Source organism: Pseudoalteromonas sp. BZK2 (assembly GCF_014349195.1).
Classification (GTDB): Bacteria; Pseudomonadota; Gammaproteobacteria; order Enterobacterales; family Alteromonadaceae; genus Pseudoalteromonas; species Pseudoalteromonas simplex.
Genome location: NZ_JACSOG010000019.1, coordinates 63,916 through 89,838 on the forward strand (window position 1 = coordinate 63,916; position 25,923 = coordinate 89,838).

Sequence of the window (25,923 nt, forward strand, 5' to 3'; positions counted from 1 at the left end):
CCTTCATTTTTTACAGGTTACCCTCTTGGGTTTTAACATGTTCTTGTTGATGATGTTCTGCTATCTCATCAGCGAGCTCTTGTCTTGAACGTTTTTCAGTTAACTTACGCGCCGTTAACCAATAAAAGAACAGCGGCACAAAGAATACAGCCAGGAATGTCGCTGCGATCATACCGCCCATGACACCGGTACCAACACTGTGACGGGCACCTGCACCTGCTCCAGAGCTAAGTACTAGAGGCACTACGCCTAAAATGAATGCAAGCGAAGTCATAATGATTGGTCGAAAACGTAACCGTGCAGCCTCAAGCGCAGCCGTACTTGCGCTCCAGCCTTGTTGATGTTTCATCAAGGCGTATTCTACAATAAGAATCGCGTTCTTACTGGCAAGACCAAGTAATGTTACCAGACCAATTTGGAAGTACACATCGTTTGTCATGCCAACAACCCAAACCGCTATAAGCGCACCAAAGGTACCAAATGGCAGGGCAAGCATCACAGACAGTGGTAGTGACCAACGCTCATACAGCGCTGCTAGAATCAAAAATACCATGATCACAGCAAGACCTAAGGCAATTCCTGTGGTGCCTGAACTGCGTTTCTCTTGGAATGCAGAGCCTGTCCACTCGTAGGTCATATTAGGTGGTAATACTGCTTGTGCAATACGTTCAACTTCAGCAATAGCTTGCCCCGAACTGTAACCCGGCGCTGCATTACCCATCAGTTTAACAGCAGGTAAGTTGTTATAGCGGTTAAGATTTTCAGGGCCACGGCTATACTCGATAGTGGTAAAGGCTGAAAGCGGCACCATAGTACCTTGGTTGTTTTTAACATAGATACGACCAATGTCATCAGGCTTCATTCTAAATTCAGCGTCAGCAGACATTAGTACTTGCCATGCGCGACCAAATTTATTGAAGTCGTTAACGTAATAAGTACCTAAGTTACCCGCAAGTGCAGTAAATGCATCATCAATTTCTACACCCATGGCGCGGGCTTGTTCACGGTCAACATCAACACGTAGCTGTGGTGCATCAGGGCGCCAAAGTGTTTGCAGACCACTGATGATAGGGCTCTTTTGTGCTTCAGCTGTCATCAACTGCATTGCATGTTGAAGTTTGTCTGGGTCGCTATCACCTTTGTTTTGAATGTAAAACTCAAAACCACCTGTGTTACCTAAACCAAAAATAGCCGGAGGATTAAAGGCAAGAACGAGCGCCTCTTTAATACCTGCTGTTTTCATGAAGAGCTCTTGCACCAGTGCCTTGGTATCAACTTCACGCTCATCCCAATGTTTTTGTGTCACGAATAAGGTTGCAGCGCTGTTTTTGTAACCACCGCCAATAAAGTCAAAACCGGTAAACGCTACCACGTTTTCGTTCGCTGGGTTTGATTGCACGGCCTCAACAACTTGCTGCGTGACTTGCTCTGTGCGCTCAAGTGATGAACCGTCAGGTAAGAAAATTGCAGAGATGTAATAACCTTGGTCTTCATCTGGCACAAGCGAACCTGGGGTGTTTTGCCAAAGGCCAATCGTTGCGGCAATCATACCTGTCATTAAGATCAGCCCTAACAGACCACGGCGCACCATAAATCCAACAGCACCAACGTAACGGCCGGTGATCTTGGTAAACATGTCGTTAAACCATAAGAAGAAGCGGGCAGTTTGCTTGTGTTCTTGTTTTAAAATAAGTACACAAAGCGCTGGCGTCATCGTTAAAGCAACGACACCCGATAAACTTACAGCAATCGAAATAGTAATAGCGAACTGGCGGAATAACTCACCGGTTAAGCCACCTAAAAACGCAATTGGCACAAACACTGAGCAAAGTACTAAAACAATTGCCACCACCGGGCCGCTTACTTCGCCCATCGCTTTAACAGCGGCTTCTCTAGCACCTAGCCCTTCTTCGTGCATGATACGCTCAACGTTTTCAAGCACCACGATGGCATCATCAACAACAATACCAATCGACAGCACCATACCGAATAAGGTGAGTGAGTTAATTGAGTAACCCAGCATATACATGCCGGCAAATGTGCCCAGTAGTGATACTGGCACTGCAAGAGTTGGAATAAGCGTGGCGCGCCAGTTTTGTAAGAATAAGTACACCACTAAGAATACTAATACCATGGCTTCAAGCAGTGTTTTTACAACTTCACGGATTGATACTTCAACAAAGCGGGTTGTGTCGTACGAGGTTAAATGTGCAAGTCCGGTAGGGAACTGGCTTTTCATTTCTTCAATAACACTGTTTACTTCTTCAGCTACATCAAGGGCATTAGCTCCGGGTTGCAAGAAGATACCTAACAGTACCGCTTCTTTACCGTTAATTGTCCCTTTGAAGTTATAATCTTTTGAGCCAAGTTCAACGCGGGCAACGTCTTTTAAGCGTAAGCTACTGCCGTCTGTGTTTGAACGAATAATGATATTTTCAAACTGCTCAGGCTCAGACAAACGCCCTTGTGCAGTCACACTGTAAACGAGCTCTTGTGGAGATTGCGTAGTAGGTGTAGCACCAATTTTACCTGCCGCGTATTGTGAGTTTTGAACACGGATTGCCCCTGCAATTTCTTCAACAGTGACACCTAATTGGCTCATTACATCAGGGCGCAGCCAAATACGCATTGCGTAATCTTTGGCACCAAAAATTTGTACACTGGTAGTGCCTGGAATACGTTTAACACGGTCTAGCACGTTCATAGTGACATAGTTTGATGTCCATAAACTTGAACGTGTTCCATCTGGTGAGTAGAAGGCATGAACTTGTAAAAAGCTAGAAGAACCTTTTTGAACCACCACACCTTGGCGGCGTGTTTCTTCAGGTAAACGCGCTTCAACCTGCTTAACACGGTTGTTTACGTTAACGGCTGCTTGGTCAACATCAGTACCAATTTCAAAAGTAACTTCGATGGTGGTTGAACCTGCACTGGTTGACGTTGATGACATATACATCATGCCTTCAACACCGGTAATGGCATTTTCAATCGGTGTCGCTACCGTTTGCTCAAGCACATCGGCAGATGCACCCGGGTAGGCTGCGGTTACTTGTACAACCGGTGGTGCTATTTCAGGATATTGCGCCACAGGTAAACTGCGCATCGCAGCAAGGCCCGCAAGCACAATAACAATAGAGATAACAAACGCAAAAATGGGTCTGTCTATAAAGTAACGAGAAAACATAAGACTCCCTGTGCTTATTCTGCGTGGCTAGGGTTAGCGGCAGGTTGGCCAACATTGACTGGCATACCCGGGAAGAAAATACGTGCCATGCCATCAACAATAACTTGGTCGCCTTCTTTTAACCCACTGCGAATTAACCAAAAATTTTGGTATTGCTCGTTTTCTGGTTTTTTGATCCATTCACCTACAGTAACAGGGGCAGGTAAAGCGACATCCATACCTTGCTCGTTTTTACTTACTACATAAACAAACTTACCGGTGCCGTTATCAAGTACTGCACGTTGCGGTACGATGAAAGCGTTTTTGCGTACTGCACCACTTAACTCAACGCGCACGAATTGGCCCGGGCGAAGTTGAAAATCAGGGTTAGGAATAATTGCCTGAAACTCACTGGTACCTGTGTTTGGATTAATACGCACATCAGAGAAGTTAACTTCACCGGTTTGTCCGTATAACGAGCCGTCTTGAAGTTTAATTTGTGTTTTCCAATGGCCTTGCTCAGGTAATGTCAGTGAGCCATTTTTAACATCTTGACGCATTTGCAGTTGTTCACGTTCAGATAAGCCAAAACGAATACGAATAGGGTCAAACTGAGTCATTTGAGTCAGTAATAAATCTGGACCAGAAACATAAGTGCCTTCAGAAACAAACTCACGTCCCATTACACCTGCAACAGGGGCTTTTACTTGCGCATATTCAAGGTTTAGTTGCGCTTCTTTTAAGGCAACTTTTGCAGCTGCTAAATCAGTTTTAGCAATATCATTGGTTGAACTAGCGTTATCGTAGTCACGTTGTGAAACGGACTTTTCGGCACGTAGTTTAGCTAATCGTTTAACATCACGATCAGCTTGAACAAGCGCTGCTTTTGCACCATCAAGTGCTGCTTGCGCACGATCAACCGCAAGTTGATAAGGTTCAAGGTCAATTGTAAACAGTGATTGGCCTTGCTCTACACGCTGACCTTCTTCAAAGTTGCGTGATTCAAGAATACCGGTAACACGGGCACGAACTTCAACTTCTTTTGAACCAGACAGCGTCGCTGGCAGCTCAATCGTAAAAGGGGCATCGTGAGTTTCCATTGTCATAGTCGCGACAGCAGCGGGGTGCATTTGACCCTGTTGTTGCTGTGGCGCTTCAGAACAACCTTGCAGTAGCAAAGGAGCAGAAACTAATAACAACGCAGATAATGATAATTTGGCAGGTGCGAAAGGCAGACGCATGTTTACTCCACAGTCCAATTGTTAAGTAGGTATGCATAAAAAATAGTCTATTAGCATGAAAGACGTCACTATGCATATTCATTTAGCGTTTAGTTTATACCCAAAAAAGAGAAAGGTACACCCTGTAGTTTACTTTTTTGTTAGGCGCAAAAAAACGCAAAGCATTTTCGCTTTGCGTTGATATAACGGTTTAACTCGTTTTTTACTGTTTCGTTAGTAAAGAGGCTAACTCTTCTAGGTTTTTAACAATGTAATCTGGTTGCTTTGCCAATGGGTAAAGCGCTTTACCGGGCCTTGCGATAAACGCTGTTTGCATACCCGCTTCTTTAGCGCCTGCCACATCCCAGCCGTGCGCAGCAACCATCAAGGCTTCGTGAGGTGCTACATTTAATTGTTCAAGCAACCACTTGTAAGCGCGCAGATCGGGCTTATACACTTTAATATCTTCAACACTGTAACGGTGAGTAAAGTAATCTGTTAAGCCAGCATGTTGGAACTGTGCTTTTACACCGTTATTTGACGAATTTGTAAAGCTAACTAGTTTATAGTCTTGCTTTAATTTCGCTAAAGCTGGCTTAACATCCCTATGCGCAGGCAAAGAGAGAAGCGGTGGCACAATCGCTTGTTTTGCTTGCTCTTTAGTTAACAAAATTTGATTATTACTTGCCACCATCATCAGTGCTGCAACGCCGATTTCACCAAAGTCATGATAATCATTCGACACCGTACTCACTAAGGAATGATGCAGCATGGTCGAAAACCAAAGTGGTAATAGCTGTGTATTACCATCAAGCGCTTCAGCTACTGAGCTTTGCATTTGTTCAAGATCAAGCAAGGTTTCGTTGACATCAAACACAATTACTTTTGGTTTAGCTTGGTGTTGAGACTCTGCCATTGTGCCTCCCGAATAGGTTGTGGTTACCAATAAAACTAGACTAAAAAATACTTTTTTAAACATGATTTAGTGCCTTAACTGCGTTAAGAACATCTAAAGGCTCTGCTCTTAGAGTGTAATCTTCATGGGCAAACGCAAATTGAATTACCCCTTGGCTATCAATAACGTAGGTTGCTGGTAGTGGTAATTCGTAGCTTTCGTCACCATTGGCTTTTGGAATATCTAAACCAAGTTGATCGTAAACAGGGATCAAGCGTTCATCTAAGGTGAATACTAGGCCACACTTTTTAGCCAAAGAGTTAGACACATCAGAAAGCACCGTATAAGCTAGCTCGTTTTGCTGTTGGGTAGACAGTGATTTATCAGGTAACTGAGGCGAAACAGCAACTAACTGTGCATTTTGATCAGCAAATGCTTGTTGCATATTGTTAAGCGCGCGAAGCTCTAAATTACAATAAGGGCACCAACCACCACGGTAAAAGCTCAGCACAAGCGGGCCTTTCGCTAGCAATTCAGTCGAGCTGATTTGTTTGCCCTTGCTGTCGGGTAATTCAAATGCTGGAAATTTATCACCGACTTTTAAAGCATGTTCACTTAATTGTTCAGCAATTAGTTTTTCAGTCGTTACATCCATCAAATTTAAGATATCAGCTGGGACATTGGCTTTCTTTTGCACTTCAAAGGCGTCGATTTGGGTTTTTAAAGACATACATGCTCCAATCATTTTTTACAATTAGTAGCAAGTATAGAGTTTTAAATATTTATATATACAATACAAAACTGAAACCTAAATTCGAAAATATTGAATGAAAGCCATGTACAGTTTATGTGATTTAGAAACCTTTATTGCCATAGTTGAAAACCAAGGTGTAGTTGCCGCCGCTAAAGCTCAGGGCCTCTCACCAGCTACGGTAAGTCATCGCTTAAGTAAGTTAGAAAAAGCATTAAGTACTGTATTGTTGTTTCGTGATAGTCGGCGAATACGCTTATCGCCTGCAGGCGAGCTGTTTTATCAACGTGCTGGTGCCATTTTAGAGGCCTTGTATGATGCAGAGCATCAAATTGGCGCACGGGGTTCAGCAGTGACAGGGCTTTTACGAGTCACTATGCCGCCTTGGGTCTTCTCAAAATTTGTGATGCCTGAGCTTGGCCACTTTGAACAGCAATTTCCCGACTTAAAACTCGATTTTATGATCACAGACCAATTTGTGAATATTGTGGATGATGCCCAAGATGTGGCTATTCGAGTTGGTCAGTTAGCAGATTCAAACCTGCTTTCTCGTAAGCTGGTTAATAATTCACGTATTTTGTGCGCAGCACCGAGCTATATTGAAAAATATGGGCAACCTAAGTCGGTGGCTGATCTTAAAGACCATTACTGGGTGTGTTTGCCATGGCAGCGACAGCTTAAATTTAGCGAAGGCGGACAAGTCATTAATTATAATGCGAGAACGCGTTTTACTGTCTCTAATTCAGATAACATGACACAGGCTGCGATTGCAGGTCATGGCATAGCGATTAAATCTTATATTGCAATTAAAGACGATTTAGCCGAAGGGCGGTTAATTGAAGTACTCCCTAATAGCCTAGTTGATGCTGATGCACCAGTGTGGTTTTTAAAACCACAAAACAGCCTAGTGACGCGCAAAACAGAGGTTTTTTATGAGTTTATGAAATCTTTGTTTACTTAAGGTACAAAAACTTAACAAATGGCTTGTAATTAAACTGAAATCTCGTACCCTAAAGCAATAAAAATATAATAAAGGTGAGTTAAGGATGACAGAACAGACTGGGGTTATCACCGCTTTTACCGAGATATCGAGCAAGCTTAGGCGCTTTGTATCGCGAATTGTCAGCCCTGATGATGTAGAAGATATTGTACAAGAAACGTTTATAAAAAGTTATGAAGCTGATCTTAAGCAAAATATCGAATATACTCACAGTTACATGCTGAAAACAGCTAAACATTTAGCGCTGAATCACATCGCTAAATGGGACAATAAATACAAAGAATCGTTAGATGAACAACAACAGGTTGAGCATCATATGCGTTCAATGGCACTTGAAGATGAAGTGACTTCTAAAGAGCGTTTTTTGTTTTTTTGCCGAGTAACTAACGAATTAAGCCCTCAGGTTAAAAAATGTTTTATCTTAAAAAAAGTCTATGGCTTAAGCCAAAAGGAAATTGCAGCTAAAATGGATCTCAGCGAGAGTACTGTTGAAAAACATATTGCTAAAGGCTTATTGCATGTTCACCGAGCAATGAAATCACACGATGTACAACCTCAGGCATTTACCCCTACCACAGAGTTCACTGCAAAAGAGGTGAGCAAATGAGTAATGTTCATCCATTTTCATCAAAAGACATGATTCAAGAGCAGGCGAGTCATTGGATCAGTGCAATTGATCGAGGCTTATCTAAAGATGAAGTAAGCCAATTACATATCTGGGCTCATCAAAGTATGGCTCATCAAGAGGCACTGTTTGAACTTGCGACCTTATGGGATGAAATGAGTGTGCTTAATGAGTTAAGTAGTTTGTTTCCTTATAAAGCACCGCAAAAACAACCTGCTGTATTTGGTATGGCAACCGCTGCCAGCTTTTTAGTGGTGATGTTGCTTGGTTGTATTATGCTTATCTATTCAAGCTATTGGCAAAGTGAAGATAATGACTACGCCAAATTTACCAAAATTTACCGCACTAAAGTGGGTGAGCAAGCTGAATTTGTGTTACCAGACAGCACTATTGTTCAGCTCAATACCAATACTAAACTTGAAGTTGCTTACACAGGCGATCGTCGTCAATTAATTTTGAGTCGCGGTGAAGGGCGCTTTAATGTTGCCAAAGATCCGAGCCGTCCGTTTACGGTGATTGCTGGTGATAAATCATTTACTGCACTTGGTACGGTGTTCAATGTTCAGCGAAATACCGCTTCAGACCTAGAGCTAGTGGTGACTGAGGGCAAGGTGATGATTGCTGATCCGAGTACGCAGGTTGATGCTAGCGACTTTAATCGTTTAAAAGATGCCTCAGATAACAGTGCAGATATTAAAGCACTTCGCGCTAATGTTGTTGTATCTGGTGAGAAAGCACTGATAAAACAAAGTAAAACAGAGCCAATTAAACAGTTATCGGTTGATGACGTACAACGTGATTTGGCATGGCAACAAGAAATGCTGATTTTTAATGGCGAGTCTCTAGGCGAAGCTCTACAAGAAGTAAGCCGTTATACTGCCACACGTTTTGAATTAAATGATCCAGAACTTGCCTCATTAAAAGTGGCTGGTGTGTTTAAAACTGGCGACATTAAAGGTTTGCTTGATTCTTTACAGGCCAACTTAGGTGTAGAACATCAACGTTTAGGTGAACATCGTGTTAGCTTAACTATCGCTGCAAAAGGTTAGTTTTGCCTATGAGAATACGCCAATGTAATGATGTTAATTGTGCGCCACCTTCTCGTCACAAAAATTTAATTAAAAAAAAGTTAAATTTACATAGCGGATTTTTCTTCCTCACTTGTTTGTTTAAATTGCGCAGTAAGCAATTGCCGTTGTTACCTGCCTCTTTTGTTATTTATGGCCTCACAGCAGGCCAAGTAGCAATAGCGGCTGAAAAACAAATGCTGCAATTTGACATCAAAGCGCAACGAGCTGATTTGGCGTTAATCGAATTTGCAAAGCAAACCGAACAAACAGTCATTTTTTCTTTCGAATTAGCAAAGCAATATCAAGCGCAATCTGTGTTTGGCTTTTACACCAAACTTGATGCACTGAATGCGATGCTAGAAGGCACTGAGCTCGATGCGGTTGTTGATCAACAAGGCTTGCTGAGTATAAAACTCAAACAAGTAGATAGGATAGATAATAACATGATCAAAGTATCAGGGGTCAGCGCTGCAGTCGTGCCATTACTGCTTGCCGCCAATACGCAAGCGTTAGCAGAAGATCAATCAGCAGAACAAAACATCGAAAAAATTGCCGTTGTCGGTAGCCGTGTAGCAGGACGCTCGGTTGAAGATTTACCGGTTCCGGTTGATATTTTAAGTGCCGAAGCACTCGAGAATACAGGTCAAACAGAAGTTGGCCGTATGCTTCAGGCTATTGCACCGTCTTTTAACTTTTCAAGCTCGTCTATCAGTGATGGTACTGATGCACTTCGCCCTGCAACATTACGTGGCTTAGGGCCAGATCAAACCTTAGTTCTTATAAATGGTAAACGCCGCCACCAAGCGAGCCTTATTCACATTAATACGTCAGTAGGTCGTGGTACGGCGGGTACCGACATGAATGCTATTCCTGCTGCTGCAATCAAACGTATTGAAGTATTACGTGATGGTGCTGCTGCGCAATATGGTTCAGATGCCATCGCAGGCGTTATTAATATCGTATTAAAAGACGCTGAAGAGGGCGGTAAAGCGGCGATTAATTACGGTGAGTACTCAGAGGGCGATGGCGAAACTGTAACTGTTGATTTCAACAAAGGTTTTGCTTTAGGTGATGAAGGTTATTTAAATACCACAATCAACTACCGTGACCGTGCGCCGACAAACCGTGCAGGTCTTCATGGCTCATGTCAATTTTACGGCTGTACTGAACTTGATGACGGTACGCTATTAGCAGGCGACCCTCGTGAGTTAACGGCACCTCGTGATACGTTTAGAATTGGTGATGCAGATTCACAGCAATTTGCTCTAACCGTTAATACAGGCTATGAGCTTGCTGGTGGTGAGCTATATGGCTTTATCACTTATTCAAATCGTGAAAACGAATCAGCTGCGTTTTTCCGTCATAACGCAAATGCTAATGGTAACCCTGTATTACAAGATGGTGATGCAACCATTCCTATGGGTTTCTTACCGAAAATTAATACTGTCATTGATGACGTATCTTATAACTTTGGTTATAAAAAATCGTTCGATAATGACTCAAGCATTGATTTATCGTACACCTACGGTGAAAACAGCATTGATTACACCACAAGTGACACTATCAACGGCTCTTATGCTAACTACCTTCGCTATGACCAAGGTTTAACGGCTGATGAAATTCGTGCCACTATCCCACGTTCAGCGTATGCATATGGCCTTGAATTATCACTGCAAACTCTAAACCTTGATTACACCAAAGATTACGACGACTTCTCATTAGCACTAGGTGCTGAGCTTCGTACCGATGAGTTCCGTATTCTTGAAGGTAGCGAATACGCATACCGTGATTACGATACAGTTGATGGTGTGAGCATCTATTCTGGCTTGAATGGCGGGGTTGGTAGTGTTGACGCTGCAAGCGGTACGCAAGGTTTTGGTGGTTCAGATCCGGCATCATCAGTTGATGAGTCGCGCGATGTGATCTCATTCTATATGGATGCAGAAACCTATGTTATCGATGATGTAATTATTTCAGGTGCGGTACGTTACGATAACTACAAAGGCTTTGGTGATACCGTTAACTTTAAGTTAGCAGGTAACTGGTCTGTCACTGAAGATGTGTCTTTGCGTGGTGCATTAAGCACAGGTTTTAGAGCACCTTCTATGCAACAACTTTACTTTAATAACGTAAGTACTCAGTTTGTTGTAGGTGATGATGGTAGCTTAGTGGCTGAGCAAGTAGGTACGTTCAGAAACGACAGTACTTTAGCGCAATCAATTGGTATTCCTAAGCTAAAAGAAGAAAAATCACAAAACCGTAGTTTAGGTATTGTGTATAACGTTACCGACAATATCAATTTAACTATTGACTACTACTCGATTGATATCGACGACCGTATCGTTATTTCTAACCGTTTAGGTAAAGGTTTATCAGATACACTTGATGCTGCACTTGAAAGCTCAGGCGCAGGTGCGGGTCAGTTCTTCTTAAATGGTGCCGACACAGAAACAGAAGGTGTTGATTTAGTTGCTACATGGAACACAGAAGGCCTTGGCGGCACGCTAGATTTCACCTTTGCTGCTAACTTCACTAAAACTGATGTGGTTGATTTATTTACGCCATCAGGCAGTGGCCTTGAAACTATTCCGGTAGAAGATGTGTTTTCTGCCCAAGAAACGTCAATTATCGAAGAATGGCAACCAGAAGACCGCATTAACTTAAGTGCGCTTTACCGTTTAGAAGATTGGACTGTAAACCTATCTTTAAACCGTTACGGCGAATACAGAGTTGAAGATGGTGGCCGTCAAACATACGGTGCTGAAATCTTAACTGATGTTAAAGTTAACTATTTCTTTAACGAAAACCTATCATTTAACATTGGTGCAAATAACTTATTTGATGTTTACCCAGATAAGAACACCATTGGTAATTCACGCTCGGGTACGATTGTTGATGCTAGCGGCAACACAATTGTTTCAAGCCCTGGTGTATTCACTTACTCACGTCGTTCTGCACCATTTGGTTTTAACGGTGCGTACTACTACGTAGGTGCAGAGTACAAGTTCTAAACTCCCTTTAGATTCCTTTATTATTTAACTTGCAAAGGGCCGTTAGGCCCTTTTTTAATGCAGTCATAAAAACTTCACTTTTTTTATCAACATAAATCCCTAATAATATCTGGACTAGACCAGATTTTAGGCGATATTAAAAATGAATGAATATTTACTGTTAACTCCTGGCCCATTAACAACATCGGATACTGTAAAACAAGCGATGTTAAAGGATTGGTGTACATGGGATGACGATTATAACTTAGGTGTTGTACAGGCTATTCGCAGCAAACTTGTAACTTTAGCCACTAAAAGCAATGACTATACGTGCACATTAATGCAGGGCAGTGGCACTGCGAGTGTAGAAAGTGCTTTAGGTAGTTTAGTCGCAAAAGAGCATAAGTTATTGATAATAAACAATGGCGCGTATGGTAAACGGATGGCAGAAATTGCCCAGTATTTAGGTATTGACCATTGTGTTTTAAATTACACTGAAACGCAGCTACCAAGCTGTGACGACATTGAAAAAACACTCTTGAGTGATGAAAACATTAGTCATGTTGCAATGGTGCACTGCGAAACGACGACCGGCATGCTAAACCCAGCAAAGCAAGTGGGCGAACTATTATCACGCCATAACAAAGTGTATATTTTAGACGCAATGAGCAGCTTTGGTGGCGTACCGTTTGACTTAGCAGATTGGCACATTGATGTAATGATTAGCTCATCTAATAAGTGTATTCAAGGTGTTCCAGGTTTTGGTTTTGTAATTTGCAAACGTGACTTAATTGAAGAATCACAGGGGGTTGCACGTTCGTTGTCACTTGATTTACATGCACAGTGGCAGTGTATGGAGAACAACCAAGGTAAATGGCGTTTCACATCTCCTACACATGTTGTACGCGCATTTCATCAAGCTCTTATTGAATTAGAACAAGAGGGTGGTGTTGCAGCACGTCATAAGCGTTATAAAGACAATCAGCAACTTTTAGTCACTGCGATGAGAGAGTTAGGTTTTCAAACACTCTTAGATGAGAGCTTACATTCACCGGTTATCACCTCATTTTATTCTCCAACAGCAAATGGGTATGACTTTAAAGAGTTTTACTTGTTGCTTAAAAACCAAGGGTTTGTGATTTACCCAGGTAAGGTATCAGATGCTGACTGCTTTAGAATTGGCAATATTGGTCATGTGTTCGAAAACGATATTACACGTTTAATTGAGGCAATATCAAACAGCAGATATTGGTTATAAAGAATGTTCACCCGTGTAAAGGCTTTGTTTAACAAAGCCTTTTTTCATTTATTGCCTTAGTGACCTTCTACAGTCATTTCAATAGCATTATGCAACCAATACTCAATATTGTAATCTACTGAACTGCCTAGTTCATCAAAGCGTTTACGAATAACTTTTAAACAGGGTGTACCACTATTTTTTTGCAATACCTGTGCTACATCGTCAGGAAGGACAGTCACACTAATCGCGCACTGCTCATTGACTACATTTGTTGCGTATTGATTTGCCATTATTTGTGTTATCGAGCCATTTAGGTTGTGCTCAGCAAGGCCATCAAAACGCGCAGCATCACAAAAAATATCTTCAAACATCACTAAGCGCTCATCAAGGCTGCGGGCACGTTGCAAATGGTGCAAAGTGGATGCAGAAAATTCTGCTTTTAAATCATGATTGCTAATTTCTTGATGGCTAATCACTTGGGTATCAGCAACAAAGCCTTGCTGTTTTGCCAGTTCATAAAAATTTACTTTAGTGGCAGGATTCCACTTAAGTTTTGTTGGTGTTACAAACCAACCACGGCGCGTTTGGCTATAGATCAATCCTTCAGCTTCTAAACGAAGTAGTGCCTCACGGACTGTAATACGGGTCGAGTTAAATTGTTCTTGTAACAAACGCTCAGAAGGGAGTTTGTCACCCGTGTTCAGAGTCCCTTCGCTTAGTAATTGATGTATGTAATTTCTGATTTGTTGATATAAAAGCATACGGTGCCTTTTTGCTAAATACAGCTTTAGCTTAACTGATAATAAAGGGATTTATAACGTTTGATTATGAAATTAAATAGTTATCTAAGTAATCTAGCCAAAAAGAAAGTGGTTCAATATGCATATTTGGATCTTTTGCACAGTCGTCAAGTTCTCTTAATTGTAAAATTTCTTCAAAAAATGGCTGGGCTGCAAATTGATTAGCTTGTTGTAACGACAAAGGGCCACCTTGTTGTTGCAAGGTGAGTGTACTGGCAGGCGAAAGTGTTTGCTCATAACCAGCATTCTTTGCGACTAAATAGCGTTTAGCTTGAACATGTTGAGAAACCATGGCAACAACAGCATCATTAAAGTTATTTTCTTTTAAAAAAATTGCGCCAAGCTCGCAGTGATTCACATATCCTTGCTTGGTCATCGTGAGATTTTGCTGCTGTGCGATTAAATGCCCAATATCATGTAAAAATGCGGCAACGACAGTATCAGCGCTTAATTTTTGCTGCAATGCAAGCCTAGCGCACTGGGCTGCATGAGAATACTGAGTACAAATTTCGTCATAGTGTTGGTAACCAAACTGCTCAAATAAATAACAGATCTGTGTAATTGTTTGTTGGTGTGTAATGGTCATCTAAAAAACTCTACGATTTCATATCGACTTTTCCTGCGCTGCCTATGAGGCTGGCAAGATACGTATCTATTGGATTTACATGGGTATTATTGTCTTCTGCTCGTTCTTTACGACGAATTGCATTACGAATTAGGTAAGCGCCGACAGTTCGAAAGGGCTCAACTACAAAGTTGTCTAATGTTTGATTTACAAGGCCACAGTGTTGCCAAACAGGTGCATTTTTTAAAATTAAAGCACACAGAATATTTGCCCCTAAAAAAGACTGTACGACGCCATTACCAGAATAACCCCCGGCGTAGATAACGTTTGCTTGATTATCCAAATGTCCAAAAAACGGGAAGCCAGTGACACTTCGGTCAGAAGGGCCTGTCCAAGTTCGATCAATTTCAAAATTATGGTTAGGGAAAAAGCGTGATAAAGAGTTATTTAATAGCGTTTGATAGCGACTCGGCTGCTCAAATTTATCACTCATTCTGTTTGCGAAGCTAAAATAATTTCCGCCTTTGCCAAGCATTAATCGACCATCAGTAGTGGTTCGGTAATAGTTTACAAAAATACGGGAGTCTATTATTGCAGCGCCATGATTGAGACTTAAATGATTTAGCGTTTCAGGCATCGGTTTAGTAATTGCCATATCGCTTGAAACTAGCACGATATTACGTTGAAACTGCGGCTTTAGGGTAGGGAGCCACGCATTAACGGCAAATACTAGATGATTAGCACAAATATTACCTTGGCTTGTTTCAACATTTAGGGGGGACTGTCCGCTATGTGCTGTGTACTGGCACTGTTCAATAATTGTAACGCCTAAGCTTTCAGCGACCTGTTTTAAACCACGAACTAATTTTGCCGGCTGAATACTACCACCATGAGGTGAATAATGACCGCTAATATTGGCGGCTGATCCTGTATTGATAAGAGCTTGAGTATCACAGTGTTGCCATGCATTAAGATTGTTATCCTCAAGCATTTTTATTGCGGGGGCTAACAAGTGCTTTTGTGCTTCATTTGAGGCGGTGTAATAACAGCCATCAATTCGACAATCGCAGTCGATACCGTGCTGACAAACAAACTCTGCAATTTGATGAACCGCTGACTCAGACTCTTTGACTAAAAACAGTGCCTTTTCGAGACCGACTAACTTACTTAAACTGGGCAGCTTAGTTGACCAAGTTAACATTGCACCGCCATTTCGCCCTGATGCACCTTGCCCGCAAAAGCCTTTTTCAATGATGGTAACCTTTAAATTAGCTTGTTGCTGCTTAAGTTTGATTGCGGTCCAAAGACCAGTAAAACCACCACCTATGATACATACATCGCAATGGTGCTTTGTAGGTAATGAATGAGGAAGCGCATTGGCTTCCTCTTGCATTGCGTTATCAAACCAAAAAGGTTGAAACTGCATTATGGGCGCTCCCCTCGGCTTAGTTTTGCATCAATTTCCATCAAAACAGTTTCAATATCGGCCAGCGAGTCAACTACGAAATGCGCACCTGCAGAGTACAAGCTTTGGTAAGCTTGGCGTGTCAGTTGTTGCTTCTGTTCAGCACTACAAGCTTGCCACTCTTGCTCTGTTAAGCCAACCGCATTACCGCTTAATGCGAGGCCAATTGTCCACATGCCGGCATTCAAACCTTCTTCGATGCCGGGGGCTGAATCATCAATTTTGATACAGTTAGCAACTTTTTTAATGCCTAAAGCATTTACATTTTCAAGAGCCATCCAAGGGCCAGGGCGAGAACCGGCTTTAAGGTCGTCACTTGCTACCCAATGATCCGGTTGATAGCCATAGTCTGCAGCGGCGCTGACTAACACTTCCATAACTTGGCGAGGGTAGCCCGAACAACTGCCTACTTTGATGTTTTGCTGTTTTAAGCGATTGATCACTTCAAGCGCACCAGGAATAGGCATTGCTCTGTCTGCTACTTTAGCCTTTTGCAATGGCATGAAAGTTTGATAGATGTGATCAATATCTGAGTCTGACATTGCTCGGCCAAACTGTGAGTGCCAGCGTGAAGCAACTGACTCTAACTTTCCAAGTGTGGCAATGTGATCCCATTTTCCCATACCCATTGGAATACGCGCTTCAGCAAGTGAAATCTCAAAGTCATAAGCTTGTTTAAATGCTTCAACAAAAATGGTGGTGGGGGCAACTGAGCCATAATCCACGACAGTTCCAGCCCAATCTAAAATGATAGCTTCTATGTTTTTCATAAGATTCTCTTTTAATTGTTTCAGGTCACAACCTGTTTTGAGTGATGAGTTCGAATAGGGGATAATCGTACTGTGAAATAACACAGTGAACATGCAACTAAAGCGGCGGCAACAATGCCAACTAAGTAACAAGCGTTAATAAAGAAGTTAAGCCAACTGAGTTCAGGCATAGCAAATGTTCTGTACAGTAAAATACTGACAGAGCCAAGATAGCCTGCAGAATCAGCAAGATAAATTAAAAAACCAGCATTAGCGACAGAGCCAACGGCAGAAATCATTCGGTCAAATAGAAAACAGTTATACGGGATGTAACTGATATAGAGACCTGAGCCAAGTAAGACCATCCACGCTTTTGCGGATATCAAGTTAGCTTCGAAAGCAAAGGTGCTCGACAATAACAAAGCGGCACCGAATAAAATAAAGCCGTGATTGACATAAAATGCGGTTTTGTTGTTTTTTACCAAAACCATCGCGCCTAATGCGATAAGGACAATAAATGACATTCTGATCCCCGCGTAGGCGAAAATGGCAGGTTCTTCACCATGGCCAAGAGCTTGCCAAATTTCAGCTGCAAAATTGTCACGGAAATCACGAAAACCAGTAAACAGCATGAAGCTTAAAATGAGGCAGCTAATACCAAACCAATACTGTTTAAAAAATTGCCAACGGGCTTTGCCATCCATAGGTAAGCGTTTTTGTCTTGCTTGTTCGTCCTCTATTGTTGGTTCTGGAATGAGGGTTAAGCATTTAACACTAAACAATAGCAGCGGGAAAAATAGCGCACCTGTTGCTGCAGGCATCCAAAGTTCAGGTACATTTAGTGTATCAATAAGCCATTTGCCTACACTGCGAACAAGCCCTGATGCCAATATAAAAGTGACACTCAAAATAGCGCCTAGAATTTCACTGGTTTTTCTTCCTTCAAGAAAGCTAAAAACAAGTCCCCAAATCATGCCTAGTGAGAGGCCATTAAAAAATAGCCAAATAACATTTAACCCAATCGGAGTGATAGCAAATAACACCAGCGATATTTCTGCAGCGGCAATAAGGCCAATAATTGTTAAACCTCGTTGCTGATGCTGCATCTCTGAAATAACTTTTATGCCAATAAATTTAGCGCATAAATAGCCAAAAACTTGCGCCAAAATCAGTGCAATCTTAAAGCTTATCTGCCAACTCGGATCGTCGAATTCAGTGTAACTATTTGCAGTGAATGGCTTACGAAATGCGTACATAGAAAAGTAAGTGAGAAATGCAGCACTGGCTGCAAATAACACAAAACCGGTTCCTTGCGCACGTTTAAGCCAATTAGGGTGTGAAAACATTAGGTATCCTTTGCGGGGCAATGGCCCCGCATACAACTCAAAAACTGATTAGAACTGATAATTAATGCCAACCATGCCGCGTACACCGTAGTACTCTACTTGTAGAGGACGGCTTTCATCGCCTAGGTAGTATTTAAGAGGCTCGTTGGTTAAGTTATTCAGTTCGAGGTAGACTAATGCGTTTTCGTTAAGCTGATATGACGTGGTAAAGTCAACGCTTGTATTGTCGCCATAATAGCTATCAAATTGTTTGCTGCTGCCATGCTCTTCAATGTATTCACCTTTGAAGTTAACGGCTAATCGAGCTGCAAAATGCGTATTATCGTAATACACCGTAAAGTTGTAGAGACTATCTGCTTGGCGAGGAATGGAGACTTTGTCTGCGCGATCTGGAATCGTCATTTCTGAATCCATGAAGGTCGCATTAGCCATGATGCCAAAGTTATTTAGTTCAGGTGTAATAAACCCTAAATCACGATTGAACGCGACCTCGAGACCTGCAAGCCATGCGCTATCGCCATTTTCAGGGCGAATAATATTAACCCCAGTGTTATTGCCGAACTCTCCTATAGAGCTACTTTGAAAAATAGGATCGGTAATATCTTTATAAAATACCCCCAGAGAAACTAACCCTAAGCGGTCAAAGAAGTATTCAGCCATTAAGTCGACATTATTTGAATAAGTCGGCTCTAAATTTGGGTTACCAGAAGTTAATTCGTTGTCTGCTTCTAAGTAAGTTGCACCTGGCGTTAATGAGCCAAAGTCAGGACGAGCAAAAGAGCGAGTTAATGCAAGTCGATAATTGGTTTGACTGTTAGGGTGATAGGTTAAATGCAATGCAGGTAACACAGACAAGTAGTCATTGTTTGCTTTAACGCTTTCGACTTTATCTTCATCTGCAAGGTAAATATAACCGTCAACTTCGGTGTCGGTTTGAGTTAAACGAAGACCTGTTAGCATTTCCCAATTAGCATTAATGGTATATGTTGCCATACCATATAAAGATGTATGTTGTTCATTAACATCAAAGTTTCTGCCAAGTGCTCCACCATTTTCGATTAAAGCAGATTCACTTTTATCAAGGACAAACTTGTCTTTATTGTTATTCCAAAAATTCGCTAAGTCATCAGTACTAGCAACTTGCGAAAACTGACTTTGATAATCGTAAGAAAGCTCGCTTAAATAGTCACTTCGGCCCGGTTGGTCCGCTAATGTAAAATCACTCAGGGTAGGGGCTACGCCATAGTTTTCAGTATCCCATGCATAAAATTCATCACTGAACCTAGCAACGCGTTCTTTATCGCGGTATTTTGCACCTACTTTAACAATAAGGTCGCTGTTGAGTTGCCACTCAAAGTCTAAAGCGGCAACAATTTTATCTTTTTCATTCACCTTAATTTTATATAGTTCGACCCACGATAAGCCCATTTGGCTTGGGTCAAACGAAAAACCACTTGGTAGATGAGTACTGATTTGATCCCATGGATCTGAACCACCATCAATCGTGTTATAAGCGTAGTTTTTGCCTGTATCTCTGTCTTCAAGGCCTTCGTAACCGACATTTTTTTGGTCAAATCGAACTACAAAATAACTGTTATCTTCACTGTTAGGCGTGTTGCCATACCTAAATTCGTTTTCATAGCTAGATAAAGACCAATTTAATGTTTTGTCGTAGCCAAAAAAATGCTCACCAGCAAACTCAAAGCCCGTCATTTCTGTTATGAGCTCATTTCTAATATGTTGTAGCTCTGCTCTGTCTTTATCAAAACGCATACGATGCTTATAATGCGTTTCATCGTCGATTAGTGTGCCGTACATGGCACTAGCACTAACATTGCCTTGTTCTAGCTGGTATTCAACAGAACCATTTAAACCGTAAGTTTCACGAGTTCCGGTGTAATCTCTTAGCTCTAAACGATAAATACCTAAACCATCATTTCCTCGACGTGGTTCAAAGTTATCTGTTGCCCAGTCGCGTTGCCAAGCCGTTGCGTTAATTAAAAAACCTAACTTGTCATCTAAGATGCGATCGCCATAAAGTAAGTTGGCTGAGTAGTTATTGCCATCAGCTAGTTCGTTTTGACCGAGTGCTAAATTGGCATTAAATACAAAATCATCGGGTGCTTTTTTGGTTATAAAGTTAACGTTACCACCAATAGCATCTCCCTCCATCTCTGGCGTTAATGCTTTTGATACCTCTACAAATTCAATAAGCTCACTAGGGAAAAAGTCAAACGCAGTGGCGCGGCTGGTGGTTTCTTCTTCTGCAGTTGGTAATCGGTTGCCATTGATAGTTGCAGAGCTCCACTGGGCAGGTAAGCCGCGAACAGCAACAAATCGGCCTTCGCCTTGGTCGCGTTCTATAGAAACACCAGGGATGCGTTGAACTGCTTCAGCTGCGTTACGGTCTGGCAACTTACCGATGCCATCAGCCGAAATAACATTTTTAATATTTTTAGCATTCTTTTGGCTATTGGCCGCAGCCATTTCACCACGTTGAATTTGACCAACAGCAACGACTTCTTCAATGGTGTTAGCTGAATTATCCATCACAATAGGAGACAGTAATTTAACCTCATTGTTGCTTATCTCAACATCAACAATCTGGCTGCTATAACCCATATACGAAACTTCAAGTTGGTAGTGGCCTGCATCTAATTTAGCAAGCTCAAACTTACCATCATAATCAGTCACCGTTGATTGATTTGTGCCAACGACTTTAACCAAAGCACCTGGCAAGCGATTACTATGATCTGTGATAGAGCCTTGAATTTTTGCATCAGTGGCAAAAGCGCTATGCGCTGATAAAAATGGGTAGCTGCACAAAAAAACAGCTGTGCTGAGTGTACGTCGTTTAATCATCTGTTGAGCCTCTTATTTTTAAATTAATCTGGACTAGACCAGATTTGTTGCAGACAATAATAGAGAGGCTTTTTTACAAAGATGTGACGGTTTTTTATTTTTAATATTAAAAAAGGGTCAAATGACCCCTTTGAGATAAATTATAAAGACGTGCTTATAGAGATTGTTACATCTTGATATTGTTTTATTTTATCAAGCAAGGTGACCAAGGTTTTATGGCTGCTTTGCTCACTTGCTGTTACTTGCACATTGGTCATTTCAAACTGTGCGGCAAATAACGCAAGGTTAGCGATTATCTGCTCTGGTGTGATAAGCCGGTTTGCAAAGTAAATACTGTCGTTTTCAGTGATAATAAATTGCGCTTGCTTTTTAGGGTTTTCAAGACTTGGTTTTGTTAAAGGGCGGTTCACTTCAATAGCGCGCTCTTTAACAAATGAGGTTGTGACGATAAAAAATATCAGCAAGATAAACACAATATCGAGCATAGGAGTCATATCTACATCAGCGTTTGCAGTGGTTTTCTTATGTTGTTTCACCATAATTAGGTCCTTGTTGTTTTTGACTAAGCCACAAAATTTACGATTAAGTGGACTAGCCATAGTCGTGATTAATACCACGGATTATTTTTAAAATGCTGGGCGCCACAGCAGTTTTTCGGATCCTAAATTTAAAGTTAGCAGCTTTTAAAAAAATGGTAGTTAAATAAATATTCTTAGTTTATTAAATGTTTGTAGCGTTTTTGTTGGTAAAAAAATATTTATTAGCTTTGATGAAATCATTTCGAAGTGTATCTGGTCACTTTTGTTGGAACTAAGTTTAAAGGATGGATAAATGTTAAAAATTACGTCTTTTGTTTGTGCAATGTGTCTTGTTATACCGACAGCAAGTTTTGCTGAGCAATCAGTAAACGGGCAAGATTTTATTAATTTATTCGAAAAGCTGTCAGGTAAGCAGCCCGGAATCAGAAAAGGTCACGCCAAAGGGGTGTGCGCTGTCGGCACATTTACACCGAATCAAGCAGCAAAGCAGTATTCAATTAGCCCTTTATTTAATGCGCCATCAAAAGCAAATATTCGCTTTTCTATGGGCGGGGGTAACCCTCACGCTGATGAAACATCACGTTCTCCACGCGGAATGGGCGTACAATTTGTGCTAGAAAATGGTGATGTACACAATATTGCAGGGCTAACTACACCTGTATTTGCAGGTAACAGCCCAGAAGCGTTTTTTGGTTTGCTAAGTACCTTATTACCTGACGAAAAAACAGGGCAAATCGATTTTGCAAAAGTAAAAGCATACAGAGAGCAAAACCCGAGTACCTTAGGGCAATTTAATTGGCTGCAAAGCCATAACCCGCCAGCATCTTATGTGTCTTCACGTTATTTTGGTGTGCATACCTTTTACATGGTTGATGAAAAGGGCGCTAAGCATGCCTTTAGGTGGACCATGGCGCCAGAAGAGCCAGAACAGGTGCTAACTGAAGAGCAAATGAAAACCTTCCCTAAATCTTTTCTGGCTAAGCGACTTGAAGAGGATTTAGCGAAAGGGAAGGTGCATTATCGTTTTCAAGCCGTATTAGCCGAGCCAGGTGATGCATTAACTGACCCTTCAGTCCGTTGGCCTGCGGATCGCAAAACAATTGAATTAGGAAAGCTCACCATAGAATCGACAGGTGAGTCAGGTTGCGATCTTACTAATTATGACCCAAATCTACTATCTAAAGGCTTTATGCCAAGTGATGACAAAGTACTTAAATTACGCTCAACAGCCTATGCAATTTCATTTGCAAAGCGTTTAACAGGGAAATAAAAAAACTAAATCGCTTGGCGGTGCTCCCGATTATTTGATTACCAAATAAACTTGGTGGTTTAACGACCAAGCGATTTTAATTTAAAAGTTGTCGTAAATAGTTAAAGTCATATTTTTCTATTATGTATTGTTTTTATTCACTTTACCCATATCTATACATTTATTAAAAAATAAATAAAGGGAATTTTATGAATGTGACTTTGCGTGATGTTACGAAGGATAATTGGCTGGATGTAATTCACTTAGAAATAACTAAAGAGCAAGAGGATTACGTAGCGTTAAATTCAGAGTCTATCGCTGAATCAAGCTTTTACCCTCATTATGTTAATCGAGCAATATATCGTGAAGATGAGGTTGTCGGTTTTATTCAATATTACCAAGAGCTTGAAGAAGGGCTACCTGATGAGTTTTACATTGCTCAGTTTATGGTTGATGTAAAATATCAAGGCCAAGGTATAGGTAAAATCGCAACAGAATTAGTAATTAACGAGATGAAAGAAATTCCAGAATGTAAAAAAATAACCATACTCTACATGCCTGGCCACCATACGATGCGCAAATTTTATTCTCAGTTTGGTTTTACGGTGACCGAAGAGGACGATGAAGACGGTGTTGTAATGGAACTTGATGTTAAATAGCTGGAACGCTCTTTTTGGGGAGCTTAATTATCATCAACCTAAATTATACCTTGTCAGGTTTTATTGGTGGGCTTTGATAAAATCTGACAGTCTTATATACGCGACAAGCAGGCTGTCGGCTAAAATTGTTTTTGCTCATAAATGAGTTAGAGCCGAAGGACGGCTCTGTATAAACGAAGGGCATTGGTAACGCCGCCAAAAAGGGCCGATTGTAGCGGAACGTAGAGGAGTGTTGTTTTGATGGCCTTGTTAGCTTTACATCTGCTGGAAATCGCCACGTGCTTTTAAAACCCCTTGTTGCTTTAGAAAAAATAGCTCATTCAAATAATTGCCATAAACCGCTGTAGCTCTGTTACCACTAATGTTGTAGTAAGGCTGCGGAAACCACACTTCAATTTCTTCTTGTTCATAACCAGAAATATCAAACTCTACTGGTGAGTAAAAATCAATTTTAACTGGTTTAATTGTTGTGTTCGCATTATTTGAATGAGTGTAATCATAGGCAGCGTATGCACCAGCCCAAACACCTGATTTTGTTTTATATACGGGAGTAAATTGGTATTTTGAATGGTAATACTTTCCATCATGTAATACGACATAAAGAAGAACGTGGTCGTATTCTGAGAATAGGGGAACACCGTAGTGATCAAATACCGTAAATTCTATTTCTGTACCATGATATGAGCCCTTAAAGGGTTTTATGATCTGGTATTTCGCAGGAAATTTACTATCAAATGAACTTTTATTTTCTTTGAGTTTTGCTGTAACAGGAGTCAGGCTAATTTTCTTGCCAACAAAAACAAAGTATTCACTATCTTCGCTCTCAGCTAATAGCTGGCTAGAGAGAAATAATGAAATGAAAAACAATATGAATTTATGCATGATCTACCTTGTAAAGCTAAGCATTATTGGGTCCTGTTGAACAGCTTTTTAGGTTACCGCAAACCACAAAAGCTTTCAGGTGCTTTTTTATAAGCTGGAGATGCCTGAATTGAATCTTCTACAGATTCCACGAGTGCTTTTAATAATTTTGGCGTAGGCTCTATGAAATTTGAGCAGTTGCAAGACCAAGATACAGTATGACTGTCATCACCAATTTTTAGATATAGAGTTTTAGTTGGGCAAGGAGCACAAATCTCTATTCTTTCTATATCCTCAGATGAATCTAGTGCCACTTTTTTTCTGTGTTCAATTGAGTTAGGTAATTGGAAAAAGTTTATTTTATCTGCTTCGTGAATAATTCTCTCAATTTGAATTGTAGAAAGCTCTAATTTCTCTGAGTATTTGCCACGATCACTGCACAGTTGTTTTTTGTATTCTTGTCTGTAATAGTCGTATGTCTCAAAGACATCTTGATAGTGCAGTTCAAAACTTTCAATTTGAGGACTTGAACTGCACCCAATTAACAAAGATGTGAGCAGCAAATATATGTGCTTCATAGGAAACCTAACGCCTAAATATGAGGCACATAGAGGCAGGCTACAATGGCGAATCCGCCAGCCTGTTTGTGCCCCAGACCGCCTGCGGGCGTCATAATTTTTTTGTTAGCAGTCATTGTTTAAGCCACCACTTAAGCTTTTTAATACTCGAAGAAGACTAATCGTAACTAATACGACAGCTACTGATGGGGAGTAAACCAGTAACAATTCAATTAAAGACAAAGTATCGTTTTGCTGATAGCTATACTCTGATACGACACCGGATAGGATACTTAGAACCAGCACAGCTAAGCAAGAATAGGCAAGCAGACGAGAATCTTTGGAGTTAATGCGGCGATTTAACTTAATTGAACTTACTAGCAAAGCGATGAAGCAAGCACAGATTACGAGGGCATCTAAGGCGTAAAAAAGATACTCCAGTAAAGTAAAACCGTACATTTCATATATTACTTCTTCAAAAAATTCCATTTAACTAAATCCTAGGACCTGATTGATAACGCTCAAATAAGTGGCACCAAGACAATGCGATCTTTTTGCGCCACACTTGGCGAAGCCAGGAGCAAAAAGAAGCGTTGGGCTTGGTGTCCTTCTTAATTTGCTTGTTATACACCGTTTGCACAGTGTTTTGTGATAAACCCTTCCACCATTGCCTCATATGATTCAAAAGCTGGATTATGAGGATGGACGCGACCAACAAATACATTTTTGTCACTTCTATAGATTTCCAGTGACTCGGAAAACTTATTGCAGCCATTAACTTTATCATTGTCCGTTAAGAATGCATTGCCCATTGCAAATAGAGCCTTCGATACGCCCCAGTAATCCCCATCTTTTTCAAATGCTTCAGCTGCGAGTTTAAAGTGTTCAATGGATTTACCTGCTGTCGGGTCATACTCGTTATGTTTTGTATAAAAATCTTTGTGGTATCTATAACTTCTACTTTTGTAATACAGCCCTAAAAAGGTATGCGCCTCAGCTACCCCATACAAATTATTAGATTTTTCTAAATCAGCGAGGGCTTCAAGCCCAAGCCTTTCAGCAGCTAGCCCCCGATCTTCAGTATTCATCAATTCATAGGCGTAATTTAATTTTTTCATTGGATCACTGGTATAGGGTACGCCCGCAGCAGCACAGCCCAATAAAGTAATTGTAAAAAGTGAAATAATGATTAGCTTCATGCTCAAATATCCCTAGGTGTATAGACATAATGACTCCCACACGGTGCTAGCCTCCGCTTTTCGTGGGTTAGCTTAATACAAAGCCAGAGCCATAATTAGTTTGTCAAATAACTAAACA

Annotated in this window: 22 protein-coding genes; 7 read left to right on the forward strand and 15 right to left on the reverse strand. The window is 41.1% G+C overall.

The annotated features are described in order from the left end of the window. Nucleotides 1-10: 10 nt before the first annotated feature. The 4 genes from BIZ38_RS13025 to BIZ38_RS13040 form a co-directional block, all read right to left on the reverse strand. A complete protein-coding gene (locus BIZ38_RS13025; RefSeq protein ID WP_187490444.1) occupies nt 11-3,184 on the reverse strand; it encodes an efflux RND transporter permease subunit in 3,174 nt (1,057 codons plus the stop codon). A 14-nt stretch (nt 3,185-3,198) separates the two neighbouring features. Next, the gene (locus BIZ38_RS13030; RefSeq protein ID WP_187490445.1) at nt 3,199-4,404 is read right to left on the reverse strand and encodes an efflux RND transporter periplasmic adaptor subunit; all 1,206 of its coding nucleotides are present in this window, start codon (nt 4,402-4,404) and stop codon (nt 3,199-3,201) included. Between the two features lie 202 nt (nt 4,405-4,606). Beyond that, on the reverse strand, nt 4,607-5,299 hold the full coding sequence (locus BIZ38_RS13035) for a haloacid dehalogenase type II (RefSeq protein WP_187490446.1): 693 nt from the start codon (nt 5,297-5,299) through the stop codon (nt 4,607-4,609). Nucleotides 5,300-5,354: 55 nt separating this feature from the next. Further along, the gene (locus BIZ38_RS13040) at nt 5,355-6,008 is read right to left on the reverse strand and encodes a peroxiredoxin-like family protein (RefSeq protein WP_187490447.1); all 654 of its coding nucleotides are present in this window, start codon (nt 6,006-6,008) and stop codon (nt 5,355-5,357) included. Between the two features lie 106 nt (nt 6,009-6,114). On the opposite strand from BIZ38_RS13040, the gene BIZ38_RS13045 reads away from it, so the two are divergent. From BIZ38_RS13045 to phnW, 5 genes are all read left to right on the forward strand, one after another. Next, complete coding sequence (locus tag BIZ38_RS13045) at nt 6,115-6,990, forward strand: LysR family transcriptional regulator (protein WP_187490448.1); 876 nt, start codon at nt 6,115-6,117, stop codon at nt 6,988-6,990. Nucleotides 6,991-7,075: 85 nt separating this feature from the next. Further along, nucleotides 7,076-7,636 carry an RNA polymerase sigma factor gene (locus BIZ38_RS13050; RefSeq protein ID WP_138618220.1) on the forward strand — a complete coding sequence of 187 codons (561 nt, stop codon included), beginning with the start codon at nt 7,076-7,078 and terminating at the stop codon, nt 7,634-7,636. After that, complete coding sequence (locus tag BIZ38_RS13055) at nt 7,633-8,703, forward strand: FecR family protein (protein WP_187490449.1); 1,071 nt, start codon at nt 7,633-7,635, stop codon at nt 8,701-8,703. Before BIZ38_RS13050 ends, BIZ38_RS13055 begins: the two co-directional genes overlap by 4 nt. Before the next feature lie 125 nt (nt 8,704-8,828). Beyond that, complete coding sequence (locus BIZ38_RS13060; protein WP_410445978.1) at nt 8,829-11,735, forward strand: TonB-dependent receptor plug domain-containing protein; 2,907 nt, start codon at nt 8,829-8,831, stop codon at nt 11,733-11,735. A gap of 142 nt (nt 11,736-11,877) precedes the next feature. Then, on the forward strand, nt 11,878-12,972 hold the full coding sequence (gene phnW / locus BIZ38_RS13065; RefSeq protein WP_187490451.1) for a 2-aminoethylphosphonate--pyruvate transaminase: 1,095 nt from the start codon (nt 11,878-11,880) through the stop codon (nt 12,970-12,972). Nucleotides 12,973-13,028: 56 nt separating this feature from the next. Here phnW and BIZ38_RS13070 read toward each other — a convergent pair whose 3' ends face one another. The 7 genes from BIZ38_RS13070 to BIZ38_RS13100 all read right to left on the reverse strand — a co-directional run bounded on the left by BIZ38_RS13070 (nt 13,029) and on the right by BIZ38_RS13100 (nt 21,280). After that, nucleotides 13,029-13,715: a UTRA domain-containing protein gene (locus BIZ38_RS13070; protein WP_187490452.1), complete on the reverse strand. Its 687-nt coding sequence runs from the start codon at nt 13,713-13,715 to the stop codon at nt 13,029-13,031. A 64-nt stretch (nt 13,716-13,779) separates the two neighbouring features. Then, on the reverse strand, nt 13,780-14,340 hold the full coding sequence (locus BIZ38_RS13075; RefSeq protein ID WP_187490453.1) for an HD domain-containing protein: 561 nt from the start codon (nt 14,338-14,340) through the stop codon (nt 13,780-13,782). 10 nt (nt 14,341-14,350) lie between these two features. Next, nucleotides 14,351-15,745: an FAD-dependent oxidoreductase gene (locus BIZ38_RS13080; RefSeq protein ID WP_187490454.1), complete on the reverse strand. Its 1,395-nt coding sequence runs from the start codon at nt 15,743-15,745 to the stop codon at nt 14,351-14,353. Then, the gene (gene phnX, locus BIZ38_RS13085; protein WP_138625376.1) at nt 15,745-16,554 is read right to left on the reverse strand and encodes a phosphonoacetaldehyde hydrolase; all 810 of its coding nucleotides are present in this window, start codon (nt 16,552-16,554) and stop codon (nt 15,745-15,747) included. Before phnX ends, BIZ38_RS13080 begins: the two co-directional genes overlap by 1 nt. A gap of 20 nt (nt 16,555-16,574) precedes the next feature. After that, complete coding sequence (locus tag BIZ38_RS13090) at nt 16,575-17,879, reverse strand: DUF5690 family protein (RefSeq protein ID WP_187490455.1); 1,305 nt, start codon at nt 17,877-17,879, stop codon at nt 16,575-16,577. A 48-nt stretch (nt 17,880-17,927) separates the two neighbouring features. Next, a complete protein-coding gene (locus tag BIZ38_RS13095) occupies nt 17,928-20,741 on the reverse strand; it encodes a TonB-dependent receptor (protein WP_187490456.1) in 2,814 nt (937 codons plus the stop codon). Between the two features lie 140 nt (nt 20,742-20,881). Further along, the gene (locus BIZ38_RS13100) at nt 20,882-21,280 is read right to left on the reverse strand and encodes an ExbD/TolR family protein (RefSeq protein WP_187490457.1); all 399 of its coding nucleotides are present in this window, start codon (nt 21,278-21,280) and stop codon (nt 20,882-20,884) included. 292 nt (nt 21,281-21,572) lie between these two features. Between BIZ38_RS13100 and BIZ38_RS13105 the strand changes: the two genes are divergently transcribed. Beyond that, nucleotides 21,573-22,550 (forward strand): catalase family peroxidase, encoded by a 978-nt coding sequence (locus BIZ38_RS13105; RefSeq protein WP_187490458.1) that lies wholly within the window; start codon nt 21,573-21,575, stop codon nt 22,548-22,550. Nucleotides 22,551-22,738: 188 nt separating this feature from the next. Then, nucleotides 22,739-23,188: a GNAT family N-acetyltransferase gene (locus BIZ38_RS13110; protein ID WP_187490459.1), complete on the forward strand. Its 450-nt coding sequence runs from the start codon at nt 22,739-22,741 to the stop codon at nt 23,186-23,188. Nucleotides 23,189-23,443: 255 nt separating this feature from the next. Here the strand turns inward: BIZ38_RS13110 and BIZ38_RS13115 are convergent, their stop codons facing one another. From BIZ38_RS13115 to BIZ38_RS13130, 4 genes are all read right to left on the reverse strand, one after another. Next, entirely contained in the window at nt 23,444-24,070 is a 627-nt protein-coding gene (locus BIZ38_RS13115; protein ID WP_187490460.1) for a hypothetical protein, read from the reverse strand. A gap of 53 nt (nt 24,071-24,123) precedes the next feature. Further along, a complete protein-coding gene (locus BIZ38_RS13120) occupies nt 24,124-24,627 on the reverse strand; it encodes a hypothetical protein (protein ID WP_187490461.1) in 504 nt (167 codons plus the stop codon). 105 nt (nt 24,628-24,732) lie between these two features. After that, on the reverse strand, nt 24,733-25,095 hold the full coding sequence (locus BIZ38_RS13125; protein ID WP_187490462.1) for a hypothetical protein: 363 nt from the start codon (nt 25,093-25,095) through the stop codon (nt 24,733-24,735). Nucleotides 25,096-25,229: 134 nt separating this feature from the next. Continuing rightward, nucleotides 25,230-25,805, reverse strand: coding sequence for a hypothetical protein (locus tag BIZ38_RS13130; RefSeq protein ID WP_187490463.1), 576 nt, complete (start codon nt 25,803-25,805; stop codon nt 25,230-25,232). Nucleotides 25,806-25,923 lie beyond the last annotated feature (118 nt).